The organism is Micromonospora sp. NPDC005206 (assembly GCF_040608175.1).
Lineage (GTDB): Bacteria > Actinomycetota > Actinomycetes > Mycobacteriales > Micromonosporaceae > Micromonospora.
This window is the reverse complement of the sequence record NZ_JBEXHU010000005.1, coordinates 23854-36121: the sequence shown is the minus strand read 5'-3', so window position 1 is coordinate 36121 and position 12268 is coordinate 23854. Positions and strand designations below refer to the sequence as shown.

The following is a 12268-nucleotide window of genomic DNA, read 5'->3' as shown; positions in this document are numbered from 1 at the left end:
CCACCCTCTCACCCCACCCCACCAGCCCGTCGATCATGGAGTTGGCGGCGCGACACGCCGACGGCAGCGCCGCCAACTCCATGATCGGCGGGGTGGGAGCCCGGGGGCGGGGGTGTGGAGCCGGGGGTCAGGTTAGGTGGGATTCGAGGGCGTCCAGGGCGGTGGGGATGGTGGTGGCGACGGTTAGGAGGCTGAGGCCGGCTGGTTTGAGGAAGTGCTGGTCGGCCAGCGTGCCGAGCCAGTCCAGCAGCGGCCGGTAGAAGCCGTCGGTGTCGATCAGCACCATCGGCTTGGTGTGCAGGGTGAGGGTGGCGGTGGTCCAGACCTCGAACAGCTCGTCCAGGGTGCCCAGCCCGCCGGGCAGGGCGAGGAACGCGTCCGACTTGTCGATCATCACGTTCTTGCGGGTGGCCATCGAGTCGGTCACCAGCAGCTCGTCCGAGGCCAGGTCGGCGACCTCCAGGTCCACCAGCGCCTGCGGGATGACGCCCAGGGTGCGCCCTCCGGCGGCCCGGGCGCCGTCCGCCAGCGCGCCCATCATGCCGACGCAGCCGCCGCCGCTGACCAGCGTGTGCCCGCGCCGTGCCAGCTCCGCGCCGGTCTCGGCGGCCAGGTCCAACCAGCGCTGGTCGAGGGTACGGGAGGAGGCGCAGAAGACGCAGATCGCCGCCATCAGCTCTCCCGCGGCTGCTCGGCAGCCTGCTCGGCGGCGGCCTGCTGGTCAGCGGCGGTACGGGCGACGGCCTCGTCGCGGACCGCCTCCTGCTCGGCGGAGAGCGTCGCCTCGGCCTCGATGATGTGCCGGACCGCCGCGTTGACGTCGTCGGTGAGGCAGATCAGGTCCAGGTCGACGGGGCCGATCTTGCCGTCGGCGGCCATCGTGTCACGCATCCAGTCGAGCAGCCCCTGCCAGTAGGCGACCCCCATCAGCACCACCGGGAACCGGGTGACCTTGCCGGTCTGCACGAGGGTGAGCGCCTCGAACAGCTCGTCCATGGTCCCGAACCCGCCGGGCAGCACCACGAACGCCTGCGCGTACTTGACGAACATGGTCTTACGGGCGAAGAAGTAGCGGAAGTCGATGGCCAGGTCGACCCATTCGTTGATGCCCTGCTCGAACGGGAGCTCGATGCCGAGCCCGACGGAGAGCCCGCCGGCCTCACTGGCCCCCCGGTTGGCGGCCTCCATCACCCCCGGCCCACCACCGGTGATCACCGCGTAGCCGGCCCGGGCCAGCGCGCCGCCCAACTGCTCGGCCAGGCGGCACTCGGCGGTGTCCGGGCCGCTGCGCGCGGAGCCGAAGACGCTGACCGCGGGCGGCAGGTCGGCGAGCGTGTCGAAGCCCTCAACGAACTCGGACAGGATGCGCAGCGCCCGCCAGGCGTCCCTGGTCTTCCAGTCACCCCGCCCGCGCGAGTCCAGCAGCCTCTGGTCCGCGGTGCTGCTCGGAATCGCTCCCCGGCGCAGCGTCACCGCGCCCCGATGCCGCTCCTGTCCGGGACCGCGGCTGGCCTCCCGCCCGTTGCTCTGGCTCATGGAGCAACCGTAGTGGTCCACCCGGCAGTTGCTGGGGCGGGTCGCGGACGCAGAGAAATAGTTCGAGATCTTGGGCAACTATTCGGCTCGCTCGTACGTCTTACTATTCACATACCGGGTATGCCCCGGCGCGCGCCTTCGGGGGAGGAGACAGCGTGATCAGCAACAGCGAGATGATCCGGATCCGTCGCCAGATGCAGCGACGGATCCGAGACGTGGTGGCCGAACGCCGCCGCACCCGCCAACTGGACGAACCCCTCTCCCCCACCCCATCCGGAGCTGATCAAGAGGTTTGCGTCGCCGACAACGGGCCCGGCTGACGCAAACCTCTTGATCACCGGAGCGGGCGGCCGGTGGGCGCCCGGCGCGGGGTCAGACCAGGGCCAGCCAGCGGTGCAGGGTCGCGGCCCCGTCGCGGATCTTGGTGATCTCGACGTGCTCGTCCGGATGGTGGGCCAGGTTGGGGTCCCCCGGGCCGAAATTCAGCGCTGGGATGCCCATGGCCGCGAACCGGGCCACGTCCGTCCAGCCCAGCTTGCCGATCGGCGCCGCGCCGACCGCCGCCAGGAACTCCTTCGCCGGGGCCGCCTCCAGCCCGGGCAGGGCGCCGGCCGCCGCGTCGGTCACGACCATGTCGAAGCCCGCGAAGACCTCCCGCAGGTGCGCCTCCGCCTCGGCGGGGGTGCGGTCCGGAGCGAACCGGTAGTTGACCTCGATCTCACACCGGTCCGGGACCACGTTGCCGGCGACCCCGCCGTGGATCCGCACCGCGTTCATGCCCTCGCGGTAGTCGCAGCCGTCGATGGTGACCCGGCGCGCCTCGTACGTCTGGAGCCGGCGGAGCACCTCGCCGGCGGCGTGGATGGCGTTGACCCCGTGCCAGGATCGCGCCGAGTGGGCCCGTACCCCCGTGGTGGTGACCATCGACCGCATGGTGCCCTGACAGCCCGCCTCGACGATGCCGTACGTCGGCTCCAGCAGGACGGCGAAGTCCGCCTCCAGCCACTCCGGGTACGCCTGCGCGACCAGGTTCAGCCCGTTGTACTGGGACTCGATCTCCTCGGCCTCGTAGAAGAAGTAGGTCACGTCGTAGCGCGGCTCGGGCAGGGTCACCGCGAGGTGCAGCGCGTACGCGACGCCGGACTTCATGTCCGAGGTGCCGCAGCCGTACATCAGGTCGCCGCGCATGGTCGACGGGAAGTTGTTGTTCAGCGGCACCGTGTCCAAATGTCCGGCCAGCACGACGCGCTGCGAGCGACCCAGGTCGGTGCGCGCCATCACCGTGTTGCCGTGCCGGTGGGTGGTCAGGTGCGGTACGCCCCGCAGCACCTCTTCGACGCAGTCGGCGATCGCCTTCTCGTCGAGGGACACGGACTCGATGTCGACCAGAGCGCGGGTCAGCGCCACCGGATCGGCGAGGACCTCGGGGGTCAGCGGGTTCTCCATGGTTCGCACGGTACCTTCAGGCTTGTCAGCGCGAGGAGTGAGCTTGCGAGCCCCGCCGTCGTGAGCAGAGGCCGGTCCGGCCGCGACCGAGAGGTGCAACAGTGACGTCCGCAGATTCCGCCTGGGGCATCGGCCTGGCCACCGTCACGGCCGACGAGCAGGTGCTCGACACCTGGTACCCGACCGGCAAGCTGGGCCTGGGTGAGCTGCCGCTGGTCGCCGGTGAGGACGAGACGGACGTGCTCGACCTGCCGCCGGCCGCGCTCGGCGACCGGCCGCTGCCCGGTCTGCGTACCGTCCAGGTGGTCACCGTGGTCGGCTCGCTGGACGACCCGATCAAGGACGCCCCGGACGCGTACCTCCGGCTGCACCTCCTCTCCCACCGCCTGGTCCGGCCCAACCAGCTCAACCTGGACGGCATCTTCGGCAAGCTGGCCAACGTGGCGTGGACCTCCGCCGGGCCGTGCCCGCCGGAGCGGGTGGACGAGCTGCGGGTGATCGAGCGGGCCGCCGGCCGCCACCTGGCGGTGTACGGGGTGGACAAGTTCCCCCGGATGACCGACTACGTGGTCCCCGCCGGTGTGCGGATCGCCGACGCGGACCGGGTCCGCCTCGGCGCCCACCTGGCCGCCGGCACCACGGTGATGCACGAGGGCTTCGTCAACTTCAACGCCGGCACCGTGGGCACGTCGATGGTGGAGGGTCGGATCGTGCAGGGCGTGCTGATCGGCGACGGCTCCGACATCGGCGGCGGCGCTTCGATCATGGGCACCCTGTCCGGCGGCGGCACGGAGAAGGTGAGCATCGGTGAGCGGAGCCTGATCGGCGCGAACGCCGGCGTCGGCATCTCGCTCGGCGACGACTGTGTGGTGGAGGCGGGCTGCTACATCACCGCAGCCTCGAAGATCAGCCTGCCGGACGGCCGGGTGGTCAAGGCCCGTGAGCTGTCCGGGGTCGACGGCCTGCTGTTCTGGCGCAACTCGGTGACCGGCGCGCTGGAGGCCCGGCCGCGCACCGGCCGGGGCATCGAGCTGAACGCCGCCCTGCACGCCAACGACTGACGGCCCCCGCCGGGTCCGCGGCGCTCGGCCGCGGACCCCACGGGGTACGCCTCAGCGCAGCCGGTACGCCTGGATGATCCGTTCGGTCACCGTGTTGCCGGCGGCGTCCCGGCCGGTGGCCCGCAGGGACGCGTAGCCGGGCCCGGCGGGGTGCCGGACGGTGGCCGTCCAGCCGTGCCCGCCGTGCCGGACCTGGGCGGGTTGCCAGCTCCGGCCGCCGTCGTACGAGACGTCGACGGTCAACCCGGTCACCCGCGACCCGGTGGCGCCGGGCTGCCGCTGCACCTGCACCTGCACCTGCACCTGCACCTGCACCTGCACCGGGATGATCAGGGTCCGGCCGGCCGGATGTCGGTACGCCCGGGGCCGGGACGTACGGCGGCGGACCCGGACGCGGTGACGGTGACCCGGTCCCCGGAGAGCAGGGTGACGGTGGTGGTCGAGGACGCGGCGTCGGTCGACGTGCGCCCGACGACGTCCGGGGTGGCGGCGGTGGTCGACGGGGCTACCACGGCGACTGCCGGACTGCCCAGCACGAGGGCGACCACGGCTGCCGCGGCCATTCTGCTACTTCGATGCAACGGATCCTCCTTGATGGAGCGTCGTTACGAACAGAGACGCATTGACCACCGTCAGAGTTGCATACCGCGTATGCATAAAGAAGTCGAGAAAATGACGGACCAACCAACCCTTACCCGGTCGGAACGGCATCATCGACGGGTGACCTCCATGAAGGACCGGATGCTCGCCGGAGAGCCCTACCTCGCGGACGATCCCGAGATCATCGCTGACCGGGACCAGGCCGCCCGCCGGATGGAACGCTTCAACAGCAGCTCCGCCACGAACGAGGAGGCTCGCCTCGCGGCGCTGCGCGAGCTCCTCGGCGAGCTGGGCGAGGGCGCCTGGATCCGTCCACCGTTCTACTGCGACTACGGCTGGCAGGTCCGGATCGGGCCGCGGAGCTTCGTCAACTACCACGCGGTCTTCCTCGACGTCGCCCCGATCACCCTCGGCGCGGACGTCCAGGTCGGACCGAACGTGCAGCTGCTCACTCCGACGCACCCGGTGGAACCCGAGCCGAGACGCGACAAGTGGGAGGCGGCGAAGGCGATCACCATCGGCGACAACGTCTGGCTCGGCGGCGGCGCGATCGTGCTGGCCGGGGTGACGATCGGGGCGAACACCGTCGTCGGCGCCGGCGCGGTGGTGACTCGGGACCTGCCCGCCAACGTGGTCGCGGTCGGCAACCCGGCCCGGCCGATCCGCCAACTCAACTGATCGGCGCAGCGCCGGCACGGCGCTCCGGTCAGGGCGAGGGCGGCTCGGGCAGGCGCACCACCAGGTCGGCGCCGTCAGCGGTGCCAGTGACCAGGGAGGCGTTGGACTCGTCGCTGCCCAGCGCCCACGCCCGCGCCTGCTCCAGCGACCGCCCGAACGCCTCGTGCCGGGCGACCAGCCGGCGCTGCCGCACCTCGGCGTCCAGATCGAGGAACCAGGCCTCGTGCAGCAGCGACCGGATCTCCTGCCATGGGAAGTCCGGCAGCAGCAGGTAGTTGCCCTCGGTCACCACCAGCCGGACCGAGGGCGGCACCTCGATGGCCCCGGCCACCGGCTCCTCCAGGGCCCGGCGGAACTCCGGCACGTAGACCGAGGTCGGCTCCAGCCGGTGCAACCGGCGCAGCAGCGAGACATACCCGTTGGCGTCGAAGGTGTCCACCGCGCCCTTGCGATCGGCGCGGCCCAGCCGGACCAGCTGTGACTGCGCCAGGTGGAAGCCGTCCATCGGCACCAGCCGTGCGGTCGGACCGACCCCGGCGACGATCTGCTCGGCCAACGTGGACTTCCCGGCGCCCGGCGCCCCGGCGATGCCGAGCAGTTGCCGCGGACCGGCCTCAGCCAGCACGCGCGCCCGCGCCACCAGCTCGTCGACGGAGAGCACCCGGGCCGGCGGCATCAGTCCAGAACCGGGTCGCTGATGGTGAACCGCGCCCGCACGGTCGCCTGCACGGTCTGTGGCTGCGGGTCCAGCTCCAGCTCCGGCCCGCCGCCGCCCCCGTCGTACGCCGCGCGGGCGAACATCGGCCGATCGCCCGGGCCGGCGTCGGCCAGCTCGATCAGCGAGGTGACCCGGGCGCCCAGCGCCTCGGCGTACTCCCGGGCACGCAGCAGCGCGTCGGTGATCGCGGCGTGCCGCGCCTCGCGGTGGGCGGGGCTGTCCGGGCGCAGCTCCCACCAGGGACCGGCCACCTCGACCTGGTCCTGGTCGGCCAGCCGGAGCATCAGCTCACCCAGGGCGGTGAAGTCGGTGACGGTGACCGTGGTGGTGACACTCCCGTGCCAGGCCACCACCCGCTCGCCCGAACGCCGGGTCTCCGGCCGGACCCGCAGGTCGCCGGTCTCCCGCCGGACCACGACCGGCTCGGAGCTGTCCAGCAGAACCCGGACGGCGGCGGCCCGCTCAGCGAGCCGGGTCAGCGTGGCCTCCCGGTCCCGGTCCCGGGCCGTCGCGGTGACCGAGAACCGGGCCAGCTCGGGCGGCACCTCCCGGTACGCCTCGCCGCGCACCTGCACCACCGGGCCATCCACCGCCATACCTCTGAGCCTAGTCAGCCGAGGGAAGCCACGCGGTGTAGGAGACCGTTGTCGCTCCAACCCGGCACCCGGTCAGGTGCCCGCCCGCCTCGCCCAGCCCCCACAGCCAGGTCACCTCCGCGGAATGGTCGCCGTCGGCCGGGAACTCCCGGTCCCGCCCGGCGTACCGGGGGTCGAGCAGCGCCGACCGGGCCGCGGCGGCCTCCGCGTACCGAGCGGTGAGCGCCGCGGCGTCACCGGCCCGCAGCGCCGCCGCCAGCCCGTCCAGGAATTCGCTCACCTCGGCCAACTCGTGCAGCACCCGGGCCCGGTTGCCGAGCAGCATGTTCGCGGTCCGCTCCGCCGGGGTGCCGGCGACCCGGGTGCCGTCCCGGAAGCTGCCGGCGGCGAGCGCCAGCACCGCGTCGCGCAGCGGCGCCCGCTGCACCGCCCCGGCCAACGCCCCGGCCAGCAGGTGCGGCACGTGCGAGGCGAGCGCGGCCGCCGAGTCGTGCGCCGGCGCGGACATCGGCACCACCCGGGCACCGAACAGCTCCACGAGCAGCCCGGTCAGCCAGCGGAAGGCGTGCGTCGCCGCGCCCGGCGCCGGGCAGAGCACCCAGGCGGCGCCGGCCAACAGCGTCGTGGAGGCGGCGGTCAGGCCGGCGGACTCCGCGCCGGCCATGGGGTGCCCGGGCACGAACCGGTCGGTGAGCCCGAGCCGCTCGGCCGCCTCGGCCACGTCGACCTTGGTGCTGCCGACGTCGGTCAGCACACAGCCCGGCGCGGTCGCGGCGGAGACCTGGGCCAGCGTCCCGGGCAGGGTGGGCAGCGGGCCGCTAAGGAAGACCACGTCCCGGCCGGCCACGGCCTGCTCGACCGTGTCCGGCGCGACCAGCCCCGCGGCCCGGGCCCGGTCGCGGGTCGCCGGGTCGGGATCCCAACCGGCCACGTCCAGGCCGGCGTCGGCCAGGCGCAGCAGCACCGAGCCGCCGATCAGGCCGGTGCCGACCACCGCCGCCCGCACGCCGGCGTACCGCCCGGTCGCCTCGCCGGTCATCACCGGGACCCGGGGTCAGGCCCGCAGCCGGCCGGCGACCGCGGCGACGTGCTCGTCGGACTCGGTCAGCGCCACCCGGACGTGCTGCCCGGCGGTGGGGCCGTAGAAGACGCCGGCCGCGACCAGGATGCCGCGCCGGGCCAGCCAGTCGACCGTCTGCCAGCAGTCCTCACCACGGGTGAGCCAGAGGTAGAGGCCGGCCTCCGAGTGCTCGACCGTGAAGCCGGCGCCGGTGAACGCGGCGGTCAGCACCTCACGTCGGGCGCGGTAGCGCTCCCGCTGCTCGTCGGCGTGCCGCTGGTCCTGCAGAGCGGCCACCATGGCCGCCTGCACGGGAGCGGGCACGATCATGCCGGCGTGCTTGCGGACCTTCAGCAGCTCGGCGACGAGCGCCGGGTCGCCGGCCACGAATCCGGCCCGGTAGCCGGCGAGATTGGACCGCTTGGAGAGCGAGTGCACGGCGAGCACCCCGGCGTAGCTGCCGCCGCAGACCTGCGGAGACAGCACCGAGACCGGTTCGGCCGACCAGCCGAGCGGCAGGTAGCACTCGTCGCTGGCCACCACCGCGCCGCGTTCCCGGGCCCAGTCGACCACCTTGCGCAGGTGCGCCGCGGGCAGCACCCGACCGGTCGGGTTACCGGGCGAGTTGACCCAGACCAGCCGGACCCGGGAGGTCGGCCCGACCGCGGTGAGCGAGTCGGCGCGGACCACGGTGGCCCCGGCCAGCCGGACCCCGGCCTCGTACGTCGGGTACGCGATCGACGGCACCACCACCACGTCACCGGGACCGATGCCGAGCAGGGTGGGCAGCCAGGCGACCAGCTCCTTGGAGCCGATGGTCGGCAGCACGCCGAGACCATCGACCCCGGCGCCACAGGCCCGGGCGACCCACGCCGCGATCGCGTCCCGCAGCGCCGGGGTGCCGGCGGTCAACGGGTAGCCGGGAGCGTCGGACGCGTCGGCCAGCGCCCGCCGGATCACCTCGGGCACCGGGTCGACCGGCGTGCCCATGGAGAGGTTGATCAGGCCCTCTGGGTGCGCCGCGGCCAGGGTGGCCGCGGCGGCCAGGGTATCCCAGGTGTACTCGGGCAGCCGCGACGAGACCGGCGCGGGGCTGTTCAGTGGCCCTCGCCGCGCGGCGGCTGCGCGGCGACGAACGTGGCGTCCTTCTCCACCTTGCCGATCTTCGAGGCGCCCCCGGGCGAGCCCAGGTCCTCGAAGAACTCGTAGTTGGCGCCGGTGTAGTCCTTCCACTGCTCGGGGACGTCGTCCTCGTAGAAGATCGCCTCCACCGGGCAGACGGGCTCACAGGCACCACAGTCGACGCACTCGTCGGGGTGGATGTAGAGCATCCGGTTGCCCTCGTAAATGCAGTCGACCGGGCACTCCTCGATACATGCCTTGTCGAGCACATCCACGCACGGCTCGGCGATGATGTAGGTCACCGGTCTTCTCCTCCGCAAGACACGCCGCGATCTCCCGCGACGGTTAGAGCCTAGTATCTCGCCGGGGAGGGGGTCGATCGTGCTCCGACAGCAGGATGTGGGACACCGGATCGTGGTCCGCCGGATTGTGGGGATTCGCGAAGGCCGGCCGCTCTTCTCGGACGCCCTCGGCGAGCTGGTGGAGCTGAGCGAGACTCATCTCACGCTGGCCACCGCGCAGGGTCAGCTGCGGGTGCCGGTGGCGCAGGTGCACCGGGCCAAGCGGGTGCCGCCGACCCGCCGACCGACCGCCGCCGCGGTGGTGGCCCTCGAACGGGCCGCCGACGAGGCCTGGCCGGCACCGACGCGGGGTCGGCTCGGCGACTGGCTGCTCCGGGCCGCCGACGGCTGGACCGGACGGGCCAACTCCGCGCTGCCGATCGGCGACCCGGACCGGACGCTGCCGGCGGCGGTGGACGCGGTCGAGCGCTGGTACGCCGAGCAGGGCCGACCGGCGCTGATCAACACCCCGCTGCCGCTCGCCGCGCCGGTCGGCGCCGAGCTGGACACCCGCGGCTGGGGCAGCCGCCCGCCCACGCTGGTGCAGACCGCGCCGCTCCCGCTGGTCGACCTCGACCCCGGGGCCGGATCAGCAGCCGCCGGAGCCGACGTCGACCTGGTGGCCGCGCCGTCCACGGCGTGGCTGGCGATCGCCGCCGGGCGCAAGGGTGGCCTGCCGGACGCCGCCCGGCACGTGCTCACCGCCGTGGACCAGGTCCGCTTCGCCCACGTGTACGTGGACGGCACGCTGGTGGCCATCGGCCGGGGCACGGTGACCGGGCAGGGCCGCTGGCTCGGGTTGAGCCTGATCGAGGTGCTGCCGGAGGCGCGCCGTCAGGGGCTGGCGCGGACGGTGATCGCGGCGCTGGCCGACTGGGGCGGCTCGGCCGGGGCCACGCACGCCTTCCTCCAGGTGGAGCAGCACAACACCGCCGCGGTGGCGCTCTATCGGCGGCTCGGCTTCACGACCCACCACACCTACCTGACCCGGGTCGCTCCGCACTGAGCCGGCGCCCACCCCGGACGTGATCAACTCGGGTTCCCGGAAGTCGGGCCGTCCGCTTCGGCCGGACCCCCCGACTTCCGCGAAGTCGAGTCGATCACCGCCGCCGCCGGACGCGGACCGCCCCATCCGGACCGCCTGCCCGGACGGGTCAGCGGCGGACGACCCGGCGCGGCTTGGCGGCCTTGACCTCGGCGTACCGCTTGAGCTGCTGGGAGCGGTAGTCCCGCCCGAGCGCGGTGAGGACCAGGTAGCCGACCACCACTCCGGCGCCGGCGGCCAGCAGGTAGAGCCAGATCTGGGCGAAGAACGTCGCCGCACCGCCGGCGAACGGGTTGTGAGCGATCAGCAGGGGCCCGACCAGCACGGTCAGCGCCATCGCGACCAGCACCACGAGGGCCATGTCGGCCGCCCAGTCAGCCAGCGGCCGGCGGCGAGCCCACCGGAAGGCGACCACGGCCAGGATCAGCCCGATCACCGCGAACATCGCCAGCGACACCCGGTCGGCGGCGGTGTCGTCACCGTCGAAGCCGAACCGGATGATCAGCCGGGCCAACACGTTGACCGCGAACAGCGCTCCCGCGAGCACTCCGACGTCACGCCACCGTCCGTCCACCGCACGACCTCCTGCTGTACGCCCCGTCGAGGGGCACGCATCTCTGGCAGAGATATCTACCACCCGTACCTGGGTGGCGTCATCAGCCGCCCAGTGCGGGCGGAGCGGCGAGGATCTGCCGGAACCCCATCACCGCGAAGGTCATCGCCCCGGCGACGATCATGGCCAGGCCGACCCAGTTGTCGCCAGCCAGCAGCAGGTCGCCCTCGCTGGTCCGGACGGCGGCCACCGCCATCAGCACGAACCACGGCACCGCGGGCAGCGCCACCGCCCACCGGCGGCCGACCACCTCGTACGCGAACCAGCTCAGCGCGATGTTGGCCCCGACGGCGAGCAGCGCCGACACGCCGATCAGCTGCCCCCCGACCCGGACCGTGGAGAACAACAGCTCCAGCACCCCGGTCAGCACCCCGGCCACCACCACGACGATCGCGCCGGCCAACCGCAGGCCCAGGTCCAGCAGGCGCGGGGGCGGCCCCGCCGGAGGCGGAGCGTCCTGGCCTTGCACGACCGACATCGGGGCGACGGGCAGGGTCACCGGAGACCGGCCGCGACGACCGGGAGCCGGCCCGGGGCGCCCTCCTCGGACAGCCCGGCGAAGAGGTCGTCCTCCCAGCCGTACCGGCCGGCGCCGGGGCCCTTCTCGCCGACCGCGAGCGTGAAGAACTCCACGCCCATGAACTCGCCGCCGAAGTTGCCGGCGATCGAGTAGAGCCAGGAGGTGGCCGGGATCTGCGTGGCGTGCGCCCGCATCGCGGCCTCCTTCACGGTGTGCTGCTCCGTCGCGTCGATCCGGGCGGCGATCTGGTCGTCCGGGGTGCCGAAGGGCAGGTCGGCGATGTCCTGGATGCCGGCGAACGGGTTGTCCGAGGATTCGGCGAAGTGCGTCATTCCGGCCTCCAGCACGCTGCGCGGCATGGCCGTCCAGTAGACCTTGGCGGGGGCGCAGCCCTCGGCGGCGGCCAGCTCGACGGCGCGCATCGCCACCCGGTGCGCCTGGATGTGGTCGGGGTGGCCGTAGAAGCCGTTCGGGTCGTACGTGATGAGCACCTGCGGGCGGACCTCCCGCAGAATCTCCACCAGGTGCCCGGCGGCCTCGTCCAGGTCGGCCTGCCAGAAGGCGCGAAGGTGCTCGTTGGTCGCGAGCCCCATCATTCCCGAGTCGCGGTAGCGGCCGGCGCCGCCGAGGAAGCGGTGGTCGGTGACGCCGAGCGCGGCGCACGCGGCGGCCAGCTCACCGATCCGGTACCCGCCGAGCTGGTCGGCCCCGGCGGCGGCGAGCTGGGCCAGCTCCGGCACGTGGATCTCGCCCTCCTCGCCGAGGGTGCAGGTCACCAGCGTGACGTGGGCGCCGTTGGCGGCGTAGTGGGCCATCGTCGAGCCGGTGCCGATCGACTCGTCGTCGGGGTGCGCGTGGACCAGCAGCAGGCGGCGGTCGGGCAGCATCGTCACGACGGTCACTCTAACCGGCGGTTCCGGCCCGCGGCCGTA

Annotated in this window: 17 protein-coding genes; 4 read left to right on the top strand and 13 right to left on the bottom strand. The window is 73.1% G+C overall.

Translation table 11 applies throughout. The annotated features are described in order from the left end of the window. Positions 1–127: 127 nt before the first annotated feature. Positions 128–673 (bottom strand): TIGR00730 family Rossman fold protein, encoded by a 546-nt coding sequence (locus ABZU69_RS08305; protein ID WP_354963709.1) that lies wholly within the window; start codon positions 671–673, stop codon positions 128–130. Continuing rightward, positions 673–1536: a TIGR00730 family Rossman fold protein gene (locus ABZU69_RS08300; RefSeq protein WP_354963708.1), complete on the bottom strand. Its 864-nt coding sequence runs from the start codon at positions 1534–1536 to the stop codon at positions 673–675. Before ABZU69_RS08300 ends, ABZU69_RS08305 begins: the two co-directional genes overlap by 1 nt. 155 nt (positions 1537–1691) lie before the next feature. Between ABZU69_RS08300 and ABZU69_RS08295 the strand changes: the two genes are divergently transcribed. Next, positions 1692–1856 carry a hypothetical protein gene (locus ABZU69_RS08295; RefSeq protein WP_354963707.1) on the top strand — a complete coding sequence of 55 codons (165 nt, stop codon included), beginning with the start codon at positions 1692–1694 and terminating at the stop codon, positions 1854–1856. Positions 1857–1908: 52 nt separating this feature from the next. Here ABZU69_RS08295 and dapE read toward each other — a convergent pair whose 3' ends face one another. Next, a complete protein-coding gene (gene dapE, locus ABZU69_RS08290) occupies positions 1909–2982 on the bottom strand; it encodes a succinyl-diaminopimelate desuccinylase (protein ID WP_354963706.1) in 1074 nt (357 codons plus the stop codon). 101 nt (positions 2983–3083) lie between these two features. Between dapE and dapD the strand changes: the two genes are divergently transcribed. Next, positions 3084–4043 carry a 2,3,4,5-tetrahydropyridine-2,6-dicarboxylate N-succinyltransferase gene (dapD, locus tag ABZU69_RS08285; RefSeq protein ID WP_354963705.1) on the top strand — a complete coding sequence of 320 codons (960 nt, stop codon included), beginning with the start codon at positions 3084–3086 and terminating at the stop codon, positions 4041–4043. A 51-nt stretch (positions 4044–4094) separates the two neighbouring features. On the opposite strand, the gene ABZU69_RS08280 is transcribed toward dapD, so the two are convergent. Continuing rightward, entirely contained in the window at positions 4095–4364 is a 270-nt protein-coding gene (locus tag ABZU69_RS08280; RefSeq protein ID WP_354963704.1) for a hypothetical protein, read from the bottom strand. Positions 4365–4372: 8 nt separating this feature from the next. Next, entirely contained in the window at positions 4373–4606 is a 234-nt protein-coding gene (locus tag ABZU69_RS08275; protein WP_354963703.1) for a hypothetical protein, read from the bottom strand. 157 nt (positions 4607–4763) lie between these two features. Here ABZU69_RS08275 and ABZU69_RS08270 point away from each other — a divergent pair, with 157 nt between their 5' ends. Continuing rightward, a complete protein-coding gene (locus ABZU69_RS08270; protein ID WP_354963702.1) occupies positions 4764–5321 on the top strand; it encodes a sugar O-acetyltransferase in 558 nt (185 codons plus the stop codon). A 28-nt stretch (positions 5322–5349) separates the two neighbouring features. On the opposite strand, the gene ABZU69_RS08265 is transcribed toward ABZU69_RS08270, so the two are convergent. Genes ABZU69_RS08265 through fdxA form a run of 5 tightly spaced genes read right to left on the bottom strand, consistent with a single transcriptional unit; the run spans position 5350 to position 9119 of the window. Then, on the bottom strand, positions 5350–5997 hold the full coding sequence (locus tag ABZU69_RS08265) for a nucleoside/nucleotide kinase family protein (RefSeq protein ID WP_354963701.1): 648 nt from the start codon (positions 5995–5997) through the stop codon (positions 5350–5352). Then, positions 5997–6635, bottom strand: coding sequence for an SIMPL domain-containing protein (locus ABZU69_RS08260; RefSeq protein WP_354963700.1), 639 nt, complete (start codon positions 6633–6635; stop codon positions 5997–5999). The genes ABZU69_RS08265 and ABZU69_RS08260 overlap by 1 nt, the downstream gene beginning before the upstream one ends. Positions 6636–6645: 10 nt before the next feature. Next, positions 6646–7674, bottom strand: coding sequence for a prephenate dehydrogenase/arogenate dehydrogenase family protein (locus tag ABZU69_RS08255; RefSeq protein ID WP_354963699.1), 1029 nt, complete (start codon positions 7672–7674; stop codon positions 6646–6648). Positions 7675–7689: 15 nt separating this feature from the next. Continuing rightward, positions 7690–8796: a succinyldiaminopimelate transaminase gene (dapC, locus tag ABZU69_RS08250; protein WP_354964002.1), complete on the bottom strand. Its 1107-nt coding sequence runs from the start codon at positions 8794–8796 to the stop codon at positions 7690–7692. Continuing rightward, complete coding sequence (gene fdxA / locus ABZU69_RS08245; protein WP_007464872.1) at positions 8793–9119, bottom strand: ferredoxin; 327 nt, start codon at positions 9117–9119, stop codon at positions 8793–8795. Before fdxA ends, dapC begins: the two co-directional genes overlap by 4 nt. A 79-nt stretch (positions 9120–9198) precedes the next feature. On the opposite strand from fdxA, the gene ABZU69_RS08240 reads away from it, so the two are divergent. Further along, positions 9199–10164, top strand: coding sequence for a GNAT family N-acetyltransferase (locus ABZU69_RS08240; protein ID WP_354963698.1), 966 nt, complete (start codon positions 9199–9201; stop codon positions 10162–10164). Between the two features lie 148 nt (positions 10165–10312). On the opposite strand, the gene ABZU69_RS08235 is transcribed toward ABZU69_RS08240, so the two are convergent. The 3 genes from ABZU69_RS08235 to mshB form a co-directional block, all read right to left on the bottom strand. Continuing rightward, complete coding sequence (locus ABZU69_RS08235; RefSeq protein ID WP_354963697.1) at positions 10313–10777, bottom strand: hypothetical protein; 465 nt, start codon at positions 10775–10777, stop codon at positions 10313–10315. 82 nt (positions 10778–10859) lie between these two features. After that, the gene (locus tag ABZU69_RS08230) at positions 10860–11294 is read right to left on the bottom strand and encodes a hypothetical protein (RefSeq protein WP_354963696.1); all 435 of its coding nucleotides are present in this window, start codon (positions 11292–11294) and stop codon (positions 10860–10862) included. Between the two features lie 17 nt (positions 11295–11311). Beyond that, entirely contained in the window at positions 11312–12238 is a 927-nt protein-coding gene (gene mshB / locus ABZU69_RS08225) for an N-acetyl-1-D-myo-inositol-2-amino-2-deoxy-alpha-D-glucopyranoside deacetylase (RefSeq protein ID WP_354963695.1), read from the bottom strand. Positions 12239–12268 lie beyond the last annotated feature (30 nt).